This is a genomic window from Vibrio sp. TRT 21S02, from assembly GCF_050113675.1.
GTDB lineage: Bacteria > Pseudomonadota > Gammaproteobacteria > Enterobacterales > Vibrionaceae > Vibrio.
Window position 1 is genome coordinate 1 of the sequence record NZ_JBNJOI010000018.1, and the last position, 18,096, is coordinate 18,096.

Genomic DNA, 18,096 nt, shown 5'->3' on the forward strand with positions numbered 1-18,096 from the left:
GGTGCCGACTACCGGAATCGAACTGGTGACCTACTGATTACAAGTCAGTTGCTCTACCTACTGAGCTAAGTCGGCACACTTTATTCTTTTACATTGTTCGTGCTAAGCACCAACAATTAATAAATTGTGGTGCCCGGAGGCGGAATCGAACCACCGACACGAGGATTTTCAATCCTCTGCTCTACCGACTGAGCTATCCGGGCAACGAGACGTATTAAACGGCTTTTCGCGTTTGAGGTCAACATTAAATTGCAAAAAAAATATCGTTTGTTGCTTTTCTATACTTAATGGGCTGTTTTTGCCCATTTAGGAGAGGAAGTGCGCAAGCTAGCAGGATAACTTAAGGGGCTGTAGTAGAAAAAAATAGCCTCAGTGAATAAAAAAGCACGCAAAGATGCGTGCTTTTCTTCGTTTGAGGAACATTTATTGTTTAACAGTAAACTTGCTGACCCAGTTTTCTAGTTCATTCGCTAAGCCTGTCAGTGTTTGTGTACTGTTGTGACTCTCGGTAACGACTGCACTTAACTGATTACCACTCTCTTCGATCGTGTTAATACGTTGGGAAATATCATCACTCACTTGAGTTTGCTCGGCCGCTGCCGTAGCAATTTGGTGGCTCATTTGGCTGATTGATTCTAAGGCAACCACTATCTGCTGTAGTGCTTCTGAAGCACTTTGAGATTCAGTTACGGTGCTTTGGCTGGTTTCGGCACAAATTTCCATGGTTTGAATCGCATTGCGAGATCCTTCTTGCAGATTATTGATCATCTGTTGGATCTCTTTAGTGCTGTCTTGCGTGCGTCCAGCAAGATTACGAACTTCATCTGCTACCACTGCAAAACCACGGCCTTGTTCACCTGCTCGTGCTGCTTCAATCGCTGCGTTGAGGGCGAGTAGGTTAGTTTGCTCTGCGATATCACCAATCACATCTAGAACTTTTACGATGTTGTTTACATCGCTATCAAGATCAGAGACCGCTTGGCTAGCGGTATTAAGCTGAAGCGCCAAGCCTTGAATATTCTCTACCGTGTTGTGGATCAAATGTTGGGTATGCTGACTCTGTTTGTCGGCTTCATCGGTATTGCTTGCGGTATCACGTGCAGATTCTGCAACGTTATTGGCTGAAGAGGCCATCTCCGTCATTGCAGTTGCAATCATCTCAGTCGATTGCTGCTGTGAATCTGTTAGGTTAGCAATGCTACCGGCACGTTGTTCAACATGAGAAAGCTCATCACGCAGTGCGTGCATCGAACTATCTAAGTTTGTCACAAGCTGCGCTAGCGATTTACTCATGTTCTGTACTGCTTCATAGATACTGCCAGCAGGAGCTTGCTCTTGGAATGAGGCTTGGATTTGGCCTTTCGCAACTGCTTGAACAGCATTGCGTACTTCTACGGGTTCACCACCGAGCAGTGCCAACATTTTGCGAATGGAAATGATCAGTACGCCCAAAATACTACCTGCAATGACAAGACATAAGATCAACTGCCATTGTGCAGTAGACCAAAAACGTGCGTTCACTTCATTAAAGCCGATGCCCGTACCAACGACCCAACCCCAGTGAGGTGTTTTTTCTGCAATAGATAGTTTTTCTTCAATTGAGCCATCAGCTTGCTTTTGTGTCCACGTGTATTCAACCATCTGGCTGGTTTTGTTGCCCAGCACATCTAGAATTAGCTGGCCAACACTGTTGCCGTCACCATCTTTGAAATCATGGAAACTGGTACCATGTAGCTGAGGATCTAACGGCGTTGCGACAAACGTCATTTGATCATCTGCGACATAAACATATTCGTTGTCTTTGTAAATATTGTTGCGTAATAGGCGAGTGGCGAGTTCCTTTGCTTCCTCTTCACCTAATATGCCTTCGACGGACATCTTTTCGACCTCCGTAAGTATGCTGTAGGCACTGCGAAATAGTTCCGTTACGCGTGCTTTGTTGTCTAAGTTACTAGCAACACGCAGTGTCCATAGCCCCGTTGCTGTCAACGCTAATAGCGCAACCAAGATAATGGCTGACAGCAAATATGCTTGTGTTTTTAATTTCATATAGTCCTCTCTGGCTCAGGCAGCTTGGTGACCGGAGTTACGGTACTGCTACTCTAAATAGCTATATCGGCATGTTAATTAATAGCTAAAGGAGAGAATACAAACAAACTTTCAAACTATGACTGAGATTAAATTTTTGGTTCGAAAAAATTAGCAAAAGGGATGGTTACTGAAGTAATTTAAGAAGAAAGCCATCAAAATATACAAGCTGGTGGCACAGACTTCTAACTGGGTTTGAGGTATGTATTTAGAGAAAGGACTTCAGCTTAAACGAAAAATGAGCTTTTGAACGAGAGCGATAAGTTTGGATTTTTTAGAAGGCTGTAGATACGAAAAAACCTCATCAAATGATGAGGTTTTCTCTAAAGTGGCTCCCCCTGCGGGACTCGAACCTGCGACATACGGATTAACAGTCCGCCGTTCTACCAACTGAACTAAGGGGGAATTATTTGTGTCATCTCATCGAGATAAGCACCAAATAATGGTGCCTCGAGGCGGAATCGAACCACCGACACGAGGATTTTCAATCCTCTGCTCTACCAACTGAGCTATCGAGGCAAAAGAATGGTGCCGACTACCGGAATCGAACTGGTGACCTACTGATTACAAGTCAGTTGCTCTACCTACTGAGCTAAGTCGGCACACTTTATTCTTTTACATTGTTCGTGCTAAGCACCAACAATTAATAAATTGTGGTGCCCGGAGGCGGAATCGAACCACCGACACGAGGATTTTCAATCCTCTGCTCTACCGACTGAGCTATCCGGGCAACGGAGCGCTATTAAACGGATTTTCGCTCTCGGCGTCAACTTGTTTTTAGAAAAAAATTCAAAAAAGTGGTTGAGTGCCGATAATTTAGGCATTTTTGTCGGTTAGGTTTTACCAGAGTTAAAATCCTTTTTGAATTTTGTAACTTTTTCCAGATAACGACGCGCTTCAGCATTTGGGTGCTTCTTGGTTAGTGCCCAATAAACTTGATTCGGCTGTAATGAGTTGAGATCGCGCATTGCCCGTTTTCTATCACCACGGTTAAAGGTGTTCAGTACGCCGCCGGTACCGCCGTTATAGGCAGATATCATGCTGTACTCGAGAGATGTAGGGTGGCGTACCTCTTTCAAATAACGGTTTTTCAGAATATAGAAATAAGCTGTGCCAGTATCAATATTGTTTTCTGGGTTAAACAAGTATTCAGGTGATGGCTGACCGGAGCGCTTTTTCACCAGTTTAAATACGTCTCTTCCCGCTGTTTTAGGAACCACTTGCATTAAGCCGTATGCATTGGCCCAACTTACCGCATAAGGGTTAAAGCTACTTTCGGTTTTGATGATGGCGTAGATCAGATCTTCAGGAATTCCATACTTACGTGATGCCCGCTGAACTATATCAGCATATTGGTAGCTTCGGATCTGGATTTGATCTTCCACCATTGGAATTTCAACATAGTACGCTTTCTTGAAATCAACGTTTTTTACTTTGAGCTGGTGAGCAATAAGGTAGTCAGCAAAGCGATTGGCTCGCCAAGACCATTGAATGGCTTTGTTTTCGTGGTCGACGACTTGTTGATACAAAAACGGACGGCCTTCAAGTTTGATGCTTTTTGAAGAAAACAGGTCAACATTTGCAGGATCATCTGGCGTGAGAAGGGTGGTGACTATCGCTTTTTTCAAGTGAGCTTTAGGATCCGTTGGTGAAACGGTTTCAATCGTGATGGTACCGGCAGAGAAATTGACTTCTGAGCGGCTAAGATAATTGTCGATGTATTTTACGTAGTTGCTTTTACCGGCAACTTTAATTTCTTTTCTACCCCAACGTTTTTCAATGTTGCCAGAAAAACTACTGATCAAAGCATCCAGTGCCGCGGTGTCTTTTTCAAATTGCCCTGGTAATTCAGCGAGATTTTTAGCAAAGCGGTTGGTTGGCTCGTAATTGATGTCATACATGCCTTCAATAAATTCACGGCTACAACCCGTTAATATGAGGGCTGCAAAGAAATAAGCCAGCTTTTTCATCTTGTTATTGGACTCTGAATAAACGTATAACTTGGGATAAAAAATGACATCAAAGCAAGGCTGTGATGTCATTTGTCATTGTGAAAGTGGTTACTCACTTGGCGGTGTATAGCCTTCGATATGAACCTCTTTCCCTTCAAATAAGAAGTTCACCATTTCTGTTTCAAGAAGCTTACGATGCTCAGGATCCATCATGTTGAGTTTCTTCTCGTTGATCAGCATGGTTTGTTTGTGTTGCCACTGCGTCCACGCTTCTTTAGAAATATTGTCAAAGATACGTTTGCCCAATTCTCCTGGGTATAGCTGAAAGTCCAATCCTTCAGCGTCTTTTTGTAGTCGAGCACAAAATACAGTGCGGCTCATAGTGACTCCTTGAAATCATTAGCTGTGAAGTTCGAAAGGTAAGCTTTCCAGTAATTGTTTTACTGGTGCAGCTAAACCTATCTCTTCCGGTTGCGATAAGTTATACCAAAGACCTTTGCTTCCTTCCATTATCACGTCAGGTTGCTTTGACAGATCAACCAGAATTGGTGTGATATCGAGATGATAATGGCTGAAAGTATGGCGGAAAGTAATCAGCGTCTGTTGTTTGTTAATTGCGTCAGCACGGATACCTCGTTGTTCTAACAGATGTTCTATATCATTCTCGATATCAGCATGCTCAGTTTGTGGGAAGCAAAATAATCCCCCCCAAATCCCGGTTTGTGGCCGCTGTTCTAACCAGACTTCATTGTTTTGATGAAGCATCACAAAGCGAGTTTGTTTGATGGGTTTGTCTTTTTTCGGCTTTTTCCCAGGGTAATCCAGTGGGTTCCCTTGTTTCTGAGCTTCACAAAATGACTCAACAGGACACAAGGTGCATTTTGGTTTGCTTCGAGTACAAACCATTGCGCCCATATCCATCATCGCCTGATTGTATTTATCAACATCGGTTTCTGGCGTGTGGGTTTCTGCAAGTTGCCATAACTGGTTTTCGACTTTCTTTTGCCCAGGCCAGCCTGTGACAGCAAACGCACGAGAAAGCGTGCGTTTGACATTGCCATCTAATATCGCATGTGGCTGTTTGTGTACGGAAGAGAGCACTGCTGCTGCGGTAGAGCGTCCAATACCAGGTAGCGCGTTCATCTGTTCAATATCTAACGGGAATTCACCTTGATATTGAGTCGCAACCATTTGCGCTGCTTTGTGAAGATTTCGCGCACGGGCGTAGTAACCGAGACCGGTCCATAGGTGTAGCACTTCATCTTGATCGGCATTCGCGAGATCAATCACAGTTGGAAAGCGCTGTAAAAAGCGTTGATAGTATGGAATCACGGTAGCAACTTGCGTTTGTTGCAGCATGATTTCAGACAGCCAAACACTGTAAGCAGTTTTGTTTTGTTGCCATGGCAGATCTTTTCGCCCGTAGGCGTCATACCATTGCAAAATAGCGGAGGCAAAAGGAGTCACGACTTGCTCTATGTTCTATTATTTGTGAGGTAAAATTGCACCACAGAAAGTGTATAAAGTACAACCGATAAAGAGTAAGGGTATATTCTGGTCGATTTCCGTTAAAAAACTTGCACCAGTGGCAATTCTTTGGATAATCACAATCCCTTTGTGACAAGAGCAATTTTTAGACAGGCAAAATCAATGAGTGAAGTGACCACGAATGAATACAACGAAGACGGCAAACTGATCCGCAAAGTACGTAGTTTTGTACGTCGTGAAGGCCGTTTGACCAAAGGTCAGGAAGCTGCAATGAAAGATTGCTGGCCAACAATGGGAATTGATTACCAAGAGAAGTTACTTGATTGGAAAGAAGTGTTTGGTAACGATAACCCAGTGGTTCTAGAAATTGGTTTTGGTATGGGCGCATCTTTGGTTGAAATGGCAAAGAACGCACCTGAGAAAAACTTTATTGGTATCGAAGTTCATAGCCCGGGTGTTGGCGCATGTCTATCTGATGCTCGTGATGCAGGCATTACTAACCTACGTGTTATGTGTCACGATGCGGTTGAAGTGTTTGCTAATATGATCCCAGATAGCAGCCTTGCAACACTGCAACTGTTCTTCCCTGACCCTTGGCATAAGAAGCGTCACCATAAGCGCCGTATCGTTCAGTTAGAGTTTGCTGAGATGGTGCGCCAAAAGCTGACCGTTGGTGAAGGTATCTTCCATATGGCGACTGACTGGGAAAACTACGCAGAGCACATGATTGAAATAATGAATCAAGCGCCTGGTTATGAAAATATCGCCACAGAAGGGGATTTCATTCCTCGCCCAGAAGAGCGTCCTTTGACAAAATTTGAAGCGCGTGGCCACCGTTTAGGTCACGGTGTTTGGGATATTAAGTTTAAGCGCGTAAAATAGTGCGATATCGCTAAACAGCGCAACTTAGCGACAAGATACAAAAAAGCCAACATTGATGATGTTGGCTTTTTTGACCCTACAAGAAAAATAATAAGCCTTTGATTAAATAGGTGATAAATGAAACCTACACCACAAATTTTAGCTGAGATCCTGCACGAGGTCCGCCCCTATATTGGGCAAGGTAAAGTTGCAGACTACATTCCAGCCCTTGCTCGCGTTCCTGCTAACAAATTAGGTATTGCGGTATTTACCAATGAAGGTGAAGTGATCACAGCGGGAGATGCTGAGGAAACCTTTTCGATTCAATCGATCTCTAAGGCTCTGAGCCTAACTCTGGCAATGTGTCTATATAAGCCAGAAGAGATCTGGAAACGGGTGGGGAAAGAGCCTTCAGGTCAGGCATTTAACTCGCTAATCCAGCTGGAAATGGAGCAGGGGATCCCGCGTAACCCGTTTATCAATGCAGGTGCGATTGTTGTGGCCGATTTGCTCAATAGCCGTCTTTCTGCACCGCGTCAGCGCTTATTGGAGTTTGTGCGCCAGTTATCAGGTGATACCCACATCTGCTATGACAAAGTGGTCGCTGCTTCTGAAATGATGCACAGTGATCGTAATGCCGCGATTGCTTATTTGATGCGCTCATTTGGTAACTTTGAAAATGATGTGATCCCTGTGCTCAACAATTATTTTCATGCCTGTGCGTTAAAAATGAATTGTATCGACTTGGCTAAAACATTTAGTTACTTAGCAAATAAGGGCACGTCGGTTCACACAGGAAAACCTGTCATCACACCCATGCAGACTAAGCAGCTAAATGCGCTGTTAGCGACATGTGGTTTGTATGATGGTGCAGGTGAATTTGCCTATCGTGTTGGTATGCCGGGTAAATCCGGTGTAGGTGGTGGCATCATTGCCATTGTGCCGGGAGAGATGACGATTGCGGTTTGGTCGCCCGAGCTGGATCAATCAGGCAACTCTTTGGCCGGAACTAAAGCACTGGAGCTGCTCTCTGAGCGAATAGGACGTTCGATTTTTTAAAGACAAAGTGTCTCTCTACTCGGAGAGACACGCTTGATTACTCATCAGCCATAAAGGCTTCTAACAAGTCATTTAGGAATAGTTTACCTTTTTCAGTAATTTGCCAGTGGTTATCACCGTCGTCGAGATAACCCATATCGACAGCCCAGTCGATGGTGTCTTGTATTGCTTCAAAACCAAGGCCAGTAGTGTCGATAAAGTCTTGCTTTGGACAGGCTTCCATCAAACGAAAGCGATTCATAAAGAACTCAAACGGGCGATCTTCTGCTGCCACTTGCGTTTCAGTGTGAAGGTATGGTTTCACCATGTTTTGGTATGCAGCCAAATAACCTCTTGGATGCTTTACTTTAGTGGTTCGGATAATCCGACCGTCATGAAAGCTGAGTTTGCCATGTGAGCCGCAGCCAATTCCTAAATAATCGCCAAAGCGCCAGTAATTTAAGTTGTGTTGGCATTGATATCCCGGCTTGCTGTAGCCTGAAATCTCATACTGCACATAACCCGCCTCACTGAGCTTTTGATGTCCCAGTTCGAAAATGTCCCATAAATCGTCGTCATCTGGCAGTGTCGGCGTTTTATAGTAGAACATGGTATTCGGCTCGATCGTCAATTGATACCACGACAAATGCGGAGGTGCGAGCTCTATCGCCTTGTCTAAGTCAACCAATGCTTGCTTAATACTTTGATCGGGTAAGCCATGCATCAAGTCTAAATTGAAGCTGGTGAGGCCGATTTGATGGGCTAATTGCGCTGCGTTAATGGCTTCATCTTGCCCGTGAATCCGTCCAAGTCGTTCGAGCTTCTGTTGCTCAAAACTCTGCACTCCAATGGAAATTCGAGTCACGCCCGCTTGTTGGTAGCCTTTGAAGCGTTCTGCTTCGACGGTTCCTGGGTTGGCCTCCATTGTGATCTCGATGCCCTGTTTAAACGGAATTCGTGCTTCAATACCAGAGAGAAGGCGTGCGATGCCTTGCGCTGAAATTAAGCTTGGCGTCCCGCCTCCAATAAAAATGGAATGCAGTGGCCGTGGTGCATCATTCAGATGGTATTTCTCGATGTCCCAATCAAGATCTTCCAAGAGAGCATTTATATACTCATCTTCAGGAATGTCGGCTTTAAGTGCGTGAGAGTTAAAGTCGCAATATGGACATTTTTGTACACACCATGGGATGTGTACATAAAGACTCAGTGCCGGGGGAATTAAGCTGGCCATTACTGCTGTTCTGATAACGCAGCAAACAGTTTTTTCAGTGCCTTACCACGATGAGAAAGCTGCTTCTTGCGTGTCGGTTCTAATTCCGCTGAAGCACAATTATCTTCAGGCACAAAAAAGACAGGATCGTAACCAAAGCCATTTTCACCGTGTGCTTCTGTGAGGATGCGACCTTCCCATTGGCCGTGGCATACCAGCGGTGTTGGGTCGTTTTCATGGCGCATCAGCACAAGGACACAGTGAAAGCGTGCGCTACGTTTTTCTTCGGGAACGTCTTTCATCGCGTCGAGCAGTTTTTCTAGGTTCTGTTGGTCAGTTGCATCTTCACCTGCGTAGCGTGCTGAGTAAATACCAGGTGCGCCTTTGAGATAATCGACTTCCAAACCTGAGTCGTCAGCGATTGCTGGCAGTCCGGTTTCTTTGGCAGCATGACGGGCTTTAATGATGGCATTTTCAATAAAGGTCGTTCCGGTTTCAGCAACTTCGGAGACGTTGAACTCACTTTGCGCCAATACATCAAAACCAAAGTCGGATAATAGGTCAGCCATTTCACGGACTTTACCTTGGTTTCCGGTCGCTAATACAATTTTGCTCATGATTAAATCTCAAATGGTGGGTGGGAAGATCATTCTTCCACATAGAATTTTTGACTGAATTTCATTTTGCCTGCTCCTTTGAGTCCTGCGTCAATATCGAGGTCAAAAGTCAGGTTTTCTTCGTTGGTAATAGGGAATTCGGCAAGGTAATAAATCGCTTCGCCTTCTTCCACTTTTCTGAAAGAGAGTTCGCGAAGTGTACCAATTAAGTTTTTCGCCGTTCCAGAAATTTGTGCATCAATTGCTGGTTTACCCACTTGGCTGTTATCAAGCACGCTAATGTTGAGAATGGCAGAATAACCACTGCGCTTTAGCTTGTAGCTACGTGCTACTTGTGGGGTTAAGAAAGTGGAGTTGAATGCGGAATAGTGTACTTCAACATCTTTCAACGTTTTGTATTGTCCTGCCCAAGTGGGTAGGGCAAATAGGCAAACAAGTGCCCATGCGATCCATTTACTCATAATATACATCCCAGTTTAATTACACCGATAAACAAAAAGCCATCATAAGATGGCTTCAATTTCTGTGGGAATTTGTCCCGGAGAGTGAATTCGGACTTGCTTATGACGCCCCAACTCTCCTTTTTCAATGTCGACCAATCCTTTTGCTACTTTGAACTGCTTGGCGAGATACTTCGTCAAATGGCCATTTGCTTTACCATCGACGGGTGGTGCTGTGATAGCAATTTTTAGCTCTTCACCGTGCAAGCCTACGATTTTATCGCGGCTTGCTTTCGGCTGGATATAGAGCTTAAGCACAATGTCCTCGCCATCCTTCCAAGCGGCCAATGACATTATAGCTGATACCAGATAGGGCCAATAACATCACCCATCAAGAAGTTGGCAAACTGAAGCGCAATAAATAGCACTAATACGCTTAAATCAAAGCCACCCATTGCTGGGATAACGCGTCGAATTGGTGCCAACATCGGTTCTGTTAGTTGGTGGAATACATACTCAATTGGGCTACGGCCTTGGCTAACCCAGCTTAGGATCGCACGAATAAGCAGAACCCAGAATAGCAAGCCGCCAGCCGCTTTGATCAACGATAAGAAGCCCCAGAATAAGAATTCAACGCTGAATGACATTGAGCCACCTGATGCAATCAAAAGTAGGGCTACAAATTTGAGTACACACAGCACGTAGGCAAAGAGTACGGTTGAAAGATCAAGACTACCTATTGATGGGATCACTCGGCGTAGTGGGCCAATGACAGGTTGGGTCGCTTTGACGATAAATTGGGAGAATGGATTGTAGAAATCGGCGCGGGCTGCTTGGAGCCAAATGCGCAAGATCACCACCATAATGTAGAGATCAAATAGGGTGGAAATGAGAAAGCTCATTGAGTTCATAAATAACCCTTATCGGTAACAGATGGCACAGTGCCATGCTTTAGTTAAAACTGTTTTTCCATTTCTTCAGCACGCGCAACGGCGGCTTGCATTGCTTTAGAGACAATCTCTGTCAGCTGATGTTCATTAAAAGTGCGTAGTGCTTCTGCTGTCGTGCCACCTTTTGATGTCACTTGTTCGCGCAGCGTTGATAATTCGGTGTCTTGGTTGGCTACCACCATTTCGGCAGCACCGAGTGCGGATTGCTCCACAAGCAGACGCGCGGTCGCTTGGTCAAATCCCTGTGCAATGGCTTCTGCTTGCATGGCTTCCATAAATAGGAAGAAGTAAGCAGGCGCACTCCCGGCTGCGGCAATCACGTTGTTGATCCCAGACTCTTGTTCAACCCAGCAGACTTTACCTACTGCCATCATCAGGTCAGCGGCAAACGATTTATCACTGTCGCTAACGTGCTCTGGTGCAAACAGGCCGCTCATGCCTTTGCTAACGAGTGCCGGCGTGTTTGGCATGACTCGGACAATATTGAGCTGGCTGGCAAACATATCATTAAGACGTGTTGCATTAATACCTGCCGCGATAGAAATCACTAACTTATTGGTATAGTCGATGTCTTGCATGCCTGACGCAACGACTTCCATTAATTGAGGCTTTACTGCTAACACAATAACATCCGCTTCTTTTGCTGCTGCTTGGTTATCGGCATCGGTACAAATACCATACTGCTTGGCAAGAAAATCACGTTGCTCTTGATTTGGGTCGGTCGCAGTAATCAATTTTGCTGGATAGCCACTACTGGTTAATCCTGCAATGATAGAGCGCGCCATATTGCCAGCGCCGATAAATGTGATTTTCTTGTGTTCCATGGTGTTAACTTCCTCAATCTAATTATTTTTTACTGCTGTAGTCTCGTGCACCAAATATTGCAGTACCGATGCGTACCATTGTGCTTCCTGCTTCAATGGCGGCTTCCATATCACCACTCATTCCCATGGATAGCGTATCCAACGTGAGCTCAGGGAAGCGTTCAACAAGCGCTTGTTTTACTGCCGCCAGTTGCTTGAAAGCGGCCAGTTGTGATGAGTAATCAGTGACATTGGCCGGAATTGACATCAATCCTCTTAAAGTGAGGTTTGGCAGTGAAGAAATCAACTCTGCTAATGCAAAGATTTCACTTTCGCTGATGCCAGATTTAGAGTCTTCAGCACTCGTATTTACTTGGATTAACACCTGAATGGGTGGCATGCCATCCGGTCTTTGATCGTTTAGCCGCTGGGCGATCTTAGCGCGATCCACTGTATGGACCCAGGCAAAGTTTTCCGCAACGTGGCGAGATTTATTGGATTGAATTGGGCCAATAAAGTGCCATTCAAGCGTGAGTTCCGGGTGATTTTCTTGGAAAAAAGCTACCTTATCAGCGCCTTCTTGCACGTAATTCTCACCAAAAGCGACTTGACCAGCTTGTGCTGCTTCTAGAATGGCAGTGGCAGGCTTTGTTTTGCTGACCGCCAAAAGTTGCACAGAGCCTCGAGCGCGTCCACACTTTTGTTGTGCGCTTTCTATCTGTGAGGTGATATGTTCAATGTTTTGTTGAATACTACTCATAGCGAACTTTACTTAAGGATTTTAAATGGATATCGCGGAATTACTGGATTTTAGTGTAAAGCATAAAGCTTCAGATCTACACCTTTCTGCTGGCGTATCTCCAATGGTACGTATAGATGGTGAAGTAAGAAAGCTTGGTGTGCCCGCTTTTAGCCATGCTGATGTACATAAATTGGTTTTTGAGATCATGAATGACGCTCAGCGTAGTGAATTTGAAGAGAAACTGGAAGTCGATTTTTCGTTTGAGTTACCCAATGTTGGCCGTTTTCGTGTCAATGCGTTCAACCAATCACGTGGTTGTGCTGCGGTGTTTCGTACCATTCCAACCGATATTCCCACGCTAGAACAGCTTGAAACCCCGCCTGTATTTGAAAAGATTGCCAATATGGAAAAAGGGTTGGTGTTGGTCACCGGACCGACTGGCTCTGGTAAATCGACCACGCTTGCCGCCATGGTGGATTACATTAACCGTAATCACAACAAGCACATTCTGACCATCGAAGACCCGATTGAATTTGTGCATACCAATAACAAATGCTTGATTAACCAAAGGGAAGTGCATCGAGATACTTACAGCTTTAAAAATGCACTGCGTAGCGCGTTGCGTGAAGATCCAGACGTGATTTTAGTCGGTGAGCTGCGCGACCAAGAAACCATCAGCTTGGCGTTAACGGCAGCAGAAACAGGCCACTTAGTTTTTGGCACCTTGCACACCAGCTCGGCAGCGAAAACCATTGACCGTATTATCGATGTGTTCCCTGGCAGTGATAAAGACATGGTACGTTCAATGTTGTCAGAGTCATTGCGTGCAGTTATTGCTCAGAAATTATTAAAACGCTTAGGCGGAGGGCGAGTAGCGTGTCATGAGATCATGATGGCGACTCCTGCTATTCGAAACTTGATTCGTGAAGATAAAGTGGCTCAGATGTATTCCATTATTCAAACGGGTGCCGCACATGGCATGCAGACCATGGAGCAAAATGCCAAGCAACTACTGGCACAAGGCACGGTGGATCCGGAAGAGATATCGAAAAAAATTGAAACTGACTCTGGCCTATTTTAGGGATCGCCACTGATGGACATAAATGTTTTTTTACAAGGAATGATCAGCCAGAAAGCGTCGGATCTTTATATTACAGTTGGTGCTCCAGTACTGTTTAGGGTCGATGGTGAGCTAAAAGCTCATGGGGAGAAATTATCTGAATCTGATGTGGCGATTTTGCTGAACTCAATGATGGATGATGAACGCAGTAAAGAGTTTCATCAGACGCGAGAAGCGAACTTCGCCATCGTTAGAGACATTGGCCGTTTTCGTGTGAGTGCGTTCTATCAGCGTGAGCTGCCGGGCGCGGTGATTCGTCGTATTGAGTCTAATATCCCGACCTTTGAACAACTGAGACTGCCTGATGTGCTGCAGAATTTAGCGATTGCCAAGCGTGGTTTAGTGCTGGTGGTTGGTGCCACGGGGTCAGGTAAGTCGACCACAATGGCAGCGATGACGGGTTATCGCAATACGCACCGAACCGGCCATATTCTTACGGTGGAAGATCCGATTGAATTTGTACACGAGCATAAGCGCTGCATCGTGACTCAGCGTGAAGTCGGTTTAGATACCGAAAGCTACGAAGTTGCGCTGAAAAACTCATTACGCCAAGCTCCAGATATGATCTTAATTGGTGAGATCCGTAGTCGAGAAACGATGGAATATGCCATGAACTTTGCTGAAACAGGGCATTTGTGTATGGCTACGTTGCACGCAAATAATGCGAACCAGGCGTTAGAGCGTATTTTGCATCTGGTACCTAAGGAGCAAAAAGAGCAGTTCTTATTTGATTTATCGATGAACCTGAAAGGGGTGGTTGGTCAGCAGTTGATCCGCGATAAACATGGTAAAGGTCGACATGGGGTGTTTGAGATTTTGCTCAATAGTCCGCGTGTTTCTGATTTGATCCGTAAAGGCGATTTGCACGAGTTGAAGTCGACGATGTCGAAGTCCAATGAAATTGGTATGCAGACGTTTGATCAAGCGCTTTATCAGTTGGTGGTTGATGGGAAGATCAATGAAGAAGATGCATTGCACAGTGCCGACTCTGCAAACGATCTTCGTTTGATGCTCAAGACTAAACGTGGTGATAGCTATTCGTCAGGGAAATTAGCAAATGTGAAGATCGACATGGATTAGTCAGGATGAAAAACATAAAAAAGGTTGCGATATCGCAACCTTTTTAGCTCTTTCGCTAGGTTAGCTCCACTGAGCTTCAAACCAGCTTTCTAAAATAACAACGGCTGATTGGCAGTCGACATTACCTTTACTCAATGCTTTATAGCCACCCATTTCAAATAGCTCGGCACGCGCTTCGGTGGTCGAAAGCCGTTCATCGTGCAGCTCAACGGGTAAGCCGAAGCGCCCATGCAGGCGATTGGCAAATTTTTTCGCTCTTGGGGTAATGGTTTCAAGAGCTTGTCCATACAGATCAGTTGGTAACCCCACGACTAACAGTTGTGGTTGCCACTCTTTTATCTGCTTTTCGATATCATCCCAATTTGGAATGCCATCATTCGCTTTGAACGCTTTCAGCGGAGAAGCGGTTCCGGTGATTTCTTGTCCGATGGCACTGCCAATACTCTTGGTACCAAAATCGAACGCCATAATAGTTCTAGATGTCATGTGTCTAATTTGTCTGTTATGCGTGGCCAATGTCGCTGGATAGCTGAGCAACATCTATACCGAGCATTTGTACGGCTTTTTGCCAGCGCTGAGCGATTGGTGTATTGAAGATCACATCGGGGTCAGCTTCAATCGTCAGCCATGAGTTTTCTGCCAATTCAGATTCCAGTTGACCCGCTTCCCAGCCTGAATAGCCAAGCGCCACCAAGTAATGGTTGGGCTCTGCTTCAGTACCGAGGACCGTTAAAATATCTTTCGATGTAGTCACGGAAATTTGTTCAGTCATCTGAATGCTTGATTCATAGCGATCTTTTGGCTGGTGGAGAATGAAGCCGCGATCTTCTGAAACTGGCCCGCCATTGAGAACCGGTTTTTCAAGGCTATGAGTATTTAGCTGTGGGTGAACGGGGTCAACATCAACCTGCTCAAGCATTTTTCCAATGGTAATATCGATCGGGGCATTGATCATTAACCCCATTGCACCTTCGTTATTATGTTCGCAAACATAAATCACGCTATGTTTAAAATAAGGATCTTTCATCCCCGGCATAGCAACGAGAAAATGATTAGTAAGGTTCATAGCAGCTCCAACTTAATTAAAGAGGGCATTACGCCCTGCTTTTAAGCCTTCAGGCGACGTTCGATTGCATCCATCAGTTTACCTGTAATTGAGATATCAAATGCTGACTCAATTTCACGAATACAGGTTGGGCTGGTGACATTAATTTCAGTCAGTTTATCGCCAATAACGTCTAGGCCAACAAAGATCAGGCCTTTTTCTTTTAATGTAGGAGCAACCGCTTCTGCGATTTGCTTATCTGTTTCACTCAGTGGGCGAGCTTCACCTGTACCACCTGCGGCTAAGTTACCACGAGTTTCGCCTTTAGCTGGGATACGTGCCAAGCAGTATGGCATAGGTTCCCCATCAACGACCAAAATGCGCTTGTCGCCGTTGCTGATATCGGGAACAAACGTTTGTGCCATTGCGTAGTTTTGGCCGTGGTTGGTCAGCGTTTCAATAATCACAGAGACGTTAGGATCATTTTCCTTCACTCGGAAAATTGAAGCGCCACCCATTCCGTCTAATGGCTTAAGGATCACGTCGCCATGTTGTTCACGGAATGCTTTGATCTTGTCTGCTTTACGCGTCACGATAGTGGTTGGTGTTAGTTCTGGGAACCAAGCTGTAAACAGTTTCTCATTGCAATCACGCAGGCTCTGAGGTTTGTTTACGATCAGTGTTCCTTGTTCTTCTGCTCGTTCAAGAATGTAAGTTGCGTAGATGTACTCAGTATCAAAAGGAGGATCTTTACGCATCAGTACCGCATCCAGTTCAGACAGTTGAATGGTCTGTTCTGATTTGAATTCATACCATCCGTTTGGATCTTCTTTCAGCTCAACAACTTTTGTGTCCGCTATCGCTACACCTTGATCTAAGTGTAGATCATTCATTTCCATGTAGTGGATTTCGTAGCCACGACGCTGAGCTTCCAGCATCATGGCAAAGCTGGAGTCTTTTTTTATGTTGATAGACGCGATAGGGTCCATCACGATGCCAAGTTTGATCATTGAGCTTCTCCGTTTAACCAAGATCGCCAAAGCGAACTTGTAAGGCTGTAATTGCGGTCAATGCTGCGGTCTCTGTTCTTAATACACGAGGACCTAGCAATGTTTCTTCGAATTGATGTTCTCTTGTCATGCTGATTTCTTCAGCAGACAACCCACCTTCTGGGCCAATGAGTAGGCGCACTTTTGTGACGGGAGTCGGTAGCGTATTGATTGAATACGTTGCTCTTGGGTGCAAATTGAGTTTTAGCCCGTCATATTGTTCACTGCACCATTCTTCAAGTGACATAATTGGTCTGATTTCAGGCACCGTATTGCGGCCACATTGTTCACAGGCACTGATAGCAATTTTCTGCCATTGCGCGAGCTTTTTCTCGAAACGTTTCTGATCGAGTTTAACGCCGCAACGTTCAGAAATTAGAGGTGTGATGGTATTAACACCCAGCTCGACGGATTTTTGAATGGTGAACTCCATTTTGTCGCCACGGGAGATCACCTGTCCAAGGTGTAGATCCAACGGAGATTCGGAGTTCCGTTCAATGCGTTCTGAAATGGTGACTTCAACATTCTTCTTGCTGACTGAGCTGATCACCGCCGGAAACTCCGCACCGCTACCATCGAAAAGGAGTACTTCTTGGTCTTCTTTCATTCGAAGTACACGACCTATATGGCCTGCCGCATCTTCACTAAGCGCCAGATTACCCAGTTGTTGGATCGGTTCTGGGTGATAAATTCGAGGGATACGCATGGGGTTCAGTTTCCTGCATAAGAGGTGGATATAGAGAGTAACATGGATGCGAGATGACGAAAAAACAAGGGGAAAAGAAGCGTTTCCATTATTGATGTAGAAAACGCTTCATGAATGAGTCGATTTAGAGCGCTTTGCAGGCTTTTTCCACAAATGGGTTGTGGTTGCCTTGAATTTTGGCAATACGCTTATCACGCTCGCATTCCCAATCATTCACGGGGTACATTTTGTTCCAAGCCGTCATGAGGTTGCGTTGCTGTTTTGAAAGGCGGAAGCCGTATTCTTTGCTCATGTACAAATAAGTGCGTGCGATGGATCCTTTTGCACGATCGGGTGGCATCACTTTACGTTGTTTGAAGTTAACTTGCATCTCGCAGCGGCCATAGCTAACACCGTCGATACCATTCCATTGGCTGAAGTTGTAGTTTGAACGATCACCGTTCACTTCACCGATCGCAGGGGTTAGGTTATGCAGGTCGGCTTCCATTTGTCGGAAGGCTTTATCATTGCGTGAGCAGTTTTTACGCCCACCGCTTTGCCAGCACTGGCGTTGGTGGCCAAATTGCCATGCCGGTACAACATGTTCCCATTCAATTCGAGAGGCGCGTTTTTGTTGTTTGCGGACTTGATAGCCGCAAGAGGCTAGGTCTGGTGTTCCTTTTTTTCCTTGCCAGTTGATATCACAGCCACAGTAAAAACTGATGGGGTGATCTTGATAAATTTTAACCGCAGTTTTTTTTGCGCTGGAGAAGGACGTCGGTGGTGCTGCGATAGCAACCGAAGAAACAACCGCCAGCAAGCTAATCGTGATTGTTTTTAATGTCATGATAATAAGTCTTATAAAAGTATGACTTTTTATAGTCTATCACGCATTTTTACTGCTAAAAAATCCATCGTTAATCAA

Annotated in this window: 20 protein-coding genes and 6 tRNA genes; 4 read left to right on the forward strand and 22 right to left on the reverse strand. The window is 45.1% G+C overall.

Going from position 1 to position 18,096, the window contains the following annotated elements; genetic code table 11:
• Window positions 1-2: 2 nt before the first annotated feature.
• From ACQEXU_RS18195 to mutY, 10 genes are all read right to left on the reverse strand, one after another.
• Window positions 3-75, reverse strand: a tRNA-Thr gene (locus ACQEXU_RS18195).
• A gap of 52 nt (window positions 76-127) precedes the next feature.
• A tRNA-Phe gene (locus tag ACQEXU_RS18200) sits at window positions 128-203 on the reverse strand.
• A gap of 220 nt (window positions 204-423) precedes the next feature.
• Window positions 424-2,049, reverse strand: a complete 1,626-nt coding sequence (locus tag ACQEXU_RS18205) for a methyl-accepting chemotaxis protein (protein ID WP_367987395.1) — start codon at window positions 2,047-2,049, stop codon at window positions 424-426.
• A gap of 368 nt (window positions 2,050-2,417) precedes the next feature.
• A tRNA-Asn gene (locus tag ACQEXU_RS18210) sits at window positions 2,418-2,493 on the reverse strand.
• 38 nt (window positions 2,494-2,531) lie between these two features.
• Window positions 2,532-2,607, reverse strand: a tRNA-Phe gene (locus ACQEXU_RS18215).
• A gap of 7 nt (window positions 2,608-2,614) precedes the next feature.
• Window positions 2,615-2,690: transfer RNA gene (locus tag ACQEXU_RS18220), tRNA-Thr, on the reverse strand.
• Between the two features lie 52 nt (window positions 2,691-2,742).
• A tRNA-Phe gene (locus ACQEXU_RS18225) sits at window positions 2,743-2,818 on the reverse strand.
• A 103-nt stretch (window positions 2,819-2,921) separates the two neighbouring features.
• On the reverse strand, window positions 2,922-4,058 hold the full coding sequence (gene mltC, locus ACQEXU_RS18230; protein WP_367987394.1) for a membrane-bound lytic murein transglycosylase MltC: 1,137 nt from the start codon (window positions 4,056-4,058) through the stop codon (window positions 2,922-2,924).
• Window positions 4,059-4,148: 90 nt separating this feature from the next.
• A complete protein-coding gene (locus ACQEXU_RS18235) occupies window positions 4,149-4,421 on the reverse strand; it encodes an oxidative damage protection protein (RefSeq protein ID WP_367987393.1) in 273 nt (90 codons plus the stop codon).
• An 18-nt stretch (window positions 4,422-4,439) separates the two neighbouring features.
• On the reverse strand, window positions 4,440-5,507 hold the full coding sequence (gene mutY / locus ACQEXU_RS18240) for an A/G-specific adenine glycosylase (protein ID WP_427011841.1): 1,068 nt from the start codon (window positions 5,505-5,507) through the stop codon (window positions 4,440-4,442).
• Window positions 5,508-5,690: 183 nt separating this feature from the next.
• Here mutY and trmB point away from each other — a divergent pair, with 183 nt between their 5' ends.
• Both trmB and glsB read left to right on the forward strand, forming a co-directional pair.
• Window positions 5,691-6,410, forward strand: a complete 720-nt coding sequence (trmB, locus tag ACQEXU_RS18245; RefSeq protein WP_367987391.1) for a tRNA (guanosine(46)-N7)-methyltransferase TrmB — start codon at window positions 5,691-5,693, stop codon at window positions 6,408-6,410.
• A 117-nt stretch (window positions 6,411-6,527) separates the two neighbouring features.
• On the forward strand, window positions 6,528-7,448 hold the full coding sequence (gene glsB, locus ACQEXU_RS18250) for a glutaminase B (protein WP_367987390.1): 921 nt from the start codon (window positions 6,528-6,530) through the stop codon (window positions 7,446-7,448).
• Between the two features lie 37 nt (window positions 7,449-7,485).
• Here the strand turns inward: glsB and hemW are convergent, their stop codons facing one another.
• The 7 genes from hemW to ACQEXU_RS18285 are packed head-to-tail and all read right to left on the reverse strand — an operon-like array spanning window position 7,486 to window position 12,210.
• Window positions 7,486-8,661 carry a radical SAM family heme chaperone HemW gene (gene hemW / locus ACQEXU_RS18255; RefSeq protein ID WP_427011842.1) on the reverse strand — a complete coding sequence of 392 codons (1,176 nt, stop codon included), beginning with the start codon at window positions 8,659-8,661 and terminating at the stop codon, window positions 7,486-7,488.
• Window positions 8,661-9,257, reverse strand: coding sequence for an XTP/dITP diphosphatase (locus tag ACQEXU_RS18260; protein WP_427011843.1), 597 nt, complete (start codon window positions 9,255-9,257; stop codon window positions 8,661-8,663). The genes hemW and ACQEXU_RS18260 overlap by 1 nt, the downstream gene beginning before the upstream one ends.
• 29 nt (window positions 9,258-9,286) lie before the next feature.
• Window positions 9,287-9,718 carry a DUF4426 domain-containing protein gene (locus ACQEXU_RS18265; protein ID WP_427011844.1) on the reverse strand — a complete coding sequence of 144 codons (432 nt, stop codon included), beginning with the start codon at window positions 9,716-9,718 and terminating at the stop codon, window positions 9,287-9,289.
• Between the two features lie 42 nt (window positions 9,719-9,760).
• Window positions 9,761-10,051, reverse strand: coding sequence for a DUF167 family protein YggU (yggU, locus tag ACQEXU_RS18270; protein WP_367987385.1), 291 nt, complete (start codon window positions 10,049-10,051; stop codon window positions 9,761-9,763).
• On the reverse strand, window positions 10,051-10,608 hold the full coding sequence (locus ACQEXU_RS18275; protein ID WP_367987384.1) for a YggT family protein: 558 nt from the start codon (window positions 10,606-10,608) through the stop codon (window positions 10,051-10,053). Before ACQEXU_RS18275 ends, yggU begins: the two co-directional genes overlap by 1 nt.
• 44 nt (window positions 10,609-10,652) lie before the next feature.
• Entirely contained in the window at window positions 10,653-11,471 is an 819-nt protein-coding gene (gene proC, locus ACQEXU_RS18280) for a pyrroline-5-carboxylate reductase (protein WP_427011845.1), read from the reverse strand.
• 22 nt (window positions 11,472-11,493) lie between these two features.
• A complete protein-coding gene (locus tag ACQEXU_RS18285; RefSeq protein WP_367987382.1) occupies window positions 11,494-12,210 on the reverse strand; it encodes a YggS family pyridoxal phosphate-dependent enzyme in 717 nt (238 codons plus the stop codon).
• Window positions 12,211-12,235: 25 nt separating this feature from the next.
• Between ACQEXU_RS18285 and ACQEXU_RS18290 the strand changes: the two genes are divergently transcribed.
• Window positions 12,236-13,273, forward strand: coding sequence for a type IV pilus twitching motility protein PilT (locus tag ACQEXU_RS18290; protein WP_367987381.1), 1,038 nt, complete (start codon window positions 12,236-12,238; stop codon window positions 13,271-13,273).
• A gap of 12 nt (window positions 13,274-13,285) precedes the next feature.
• Window positions 13,286-14,392, forward strand: coding sequence for a PilT/PilU family type 4a pilus ATPase (locus tag ACQEXU_RS18295; protein ID WP_427011846.1), 1,107 nt, complete (start codon window positions 13,286-13,288; stop codon window positions 14,390-14,392).
• 60 nt (window positions 14,393-14,452) lie between these two features.
• On the opposite strand, the gene ruvX is transcribed toward ACQEXU_RS18295, so the two are convergent.
• From ruvX to endA, 5 genes are all read right to left on the reverse strand, one after another.
• Window positions 14,453-14,878, reverse strand: a complete 426-nt coding sequence (gene ruvX, locus ACQEXU_RS18300; RefSeq protein ID WP_367987379.1) for a Holliday junction resolvase RuvX — start codon at window positions 14,876-14,878, stop codon at window positions 14,453-14,455.
• Between the two features lie 16 nt (window positions 14,879-14,894).
• Window positions 14,895-15,458 carry a YqgE/AlgH family protein gene (locus tag ACQEXU_RS18305; protein ID WP_427011847.1) on the reverse strand — a complete coding sequence of 188 codons (564 nt, stop codon included), beginning with the start codon at window positions 15,456-15,458 and terminating at the stop codon, window positions 14,895-14,897.
• A gap of 41 nt (window positions 15,459-15,499) precedes the next feature.
• Window positions 15,500-16,447, reverse strand: coding sequence for a glutathione synthase (gene gshB, locus ACQEXU_RS18310; protein ID WP_367987377.1), 948 nt, complete (start codon window positions 16,445-16,447; stop codon window positions 15,500-15,502).
• Between the two features lie 13 nt (window positions 16,448-16,460).
• A complete protein-coding gene (rsmE, locus tag ACQEXU_RS18315; protein ID WP_427011848.1) occupies window positions 16,461-17,192 on the reverse strand; it encodes a 16S rRNA (uracil(1498)-N(3))-methyltransferase in 732 nt (243 codons plus the stop codon).
• Between the two features lie 124 nt (window positions 17,193-17,316).
• Window positions 17,317-18,018, reverse strand: coding sequence for a deoxyribonuclease I (gene endA / locus ACQEXU_RS18320; protein WP_427011849.1), 702 nt, complete (start codon window positions 18,016-18,018; stop codon window positions 17,317-17,319).
• Window positions 18,019-18,096: the final 78 nt, after the last annotated feature.

Excerpts from the sequence above, each read along its gene's own strand:
- ACQEXU_RS18205 (WP_367987395.1), bottom strand. The coding sequence starts at position 2,049 with ATGAAATTAAAAACACAAGCATATTTGCTGTCAGCCATTATCTTGGTT.
- mltC (WP_367987394.1), bottom strand. The coding sequence starts at position 4,058 with ATGAAAAAGCTGGCTTATTTCTTTGCAGCCCTCATATTAACGGGTTGT.
- ACQEXU_RS18235 (WP_367987393.1), bottom strand. The coding sequence starts at position 4,421 with ATGAGCCGCACTGTATTTTGTGCTCGACTACAAAAAGACGCTGAAGGA.
- trmB (WP_367987391.1), top strand. The coding sequence starts at position 5,691 with ATGAGTGAAGTGACCACGAATGAATACAACGAAGACGGCAAACTGATC.
- glsB (WP_367987390.1), top strand. The coding sequence starts at position 6,528 with ATGAAACCTACACCACAAATTTTAGCTGAGATCCTGCACGAGGTCCGC.
- hemW (WP_427011842.1), bottom strand. The coding sequence starts at position 8,661 with ATGGCCAGCTTAATTCCCCCGGCACTGAGTCTTTATGTACACATCCCA.
- ACQEXU_RS18260 (WP_427011843.1), bottom strand. The coding sequence starts at position 9,257 with ATGAGCAAAATTGTATTAGCGACCGGAAACCAAGGTAAAGTCCGTGAA.
- ACQEXU_RS18265 (WP_427011844.1), bottom strand. The coding sequence starts at position 9,718 with ATGAGTAAATGGATCGCATGGGCACTTGTTTGCCTATTTGCCCTACCC.
- yggU (WP_367987385.1), bottom strand. The coding sequence starts at position 10,051 with ATGTCATTGGCCGCTTGGAAGGATGGCGAGGACATTGTGCTTAAGCTC.
- ACQEXU_RS18275 (WP_367987384.1), bottom strand. The coding sequence starts at position 10,608 with ATGAACTCAATGAGCTTTCTCATTTCCACCCTATTTGATCTCTACATT.
- proC (WP_427011845.1), bottom strand. The coding sequence starts at position 11,471 with ATGGAACACAAGAAAATCACATTTATCGGCGCTGGCAATATGGCGCGC.
- ACQEXU_RS18285 (WP_367987382.1), bottom strand. The coding sequence starts at position 12,210 with ATGAGTAGTATTCAACAAAACATTGAACATATCACCTCACAGATAGAA.
- ACQEXU_RS18290 (WP_367987381.1), top strand. The coding sequence starts at position 12,236 with ATGGATATCGCGGAATTACTGGATTTTAGTGTAAAGCATAAAGCTTCA.
- ACQEXU_RS18295 (WP_427011846.1), top strand. The coding sequence starts at position 13,286 with ATGGACATAAATGTTTTTTTACAAGGAATGATCAGCCAGAAAGCGTCG.
- ruvX (WP_367987379.1), bottom strand. The coding sequence starts at position 14,878 with ATGACATCTAGAACTATTATGGCGTTCGATTTTGGTACCAAGAGTATT.
- ACQEXU_RS18305 (WP_427011847.1), bottom strand. The coding sequence starts at position 15,458 with ATGAACCTTACTAATCATTTTCTCGTTGCTATGCCGGGGATGAAAGAT.
- gshB (WP_367987377.1), bottom strand. The coding sequence starts at position 16,447 with ATGATCAAACTTGGCATCGTGATGGACCCTATCGCGTCTATCAACATA.
- rsmE (WP_427011848.1), bottom strand. The coding sequence starts at position 17,192 with ATGCGTATCCCTCGAATTTATCACCCAGAACCGATCCAACAACTGGGT.
- endA (WP_427011849.1), bottom strand. The coding sequence starts at position 18,018 with ATGACATTAAAAACAATCACGATTAGCTTGCTGGCGGTTGTTTCTTCG.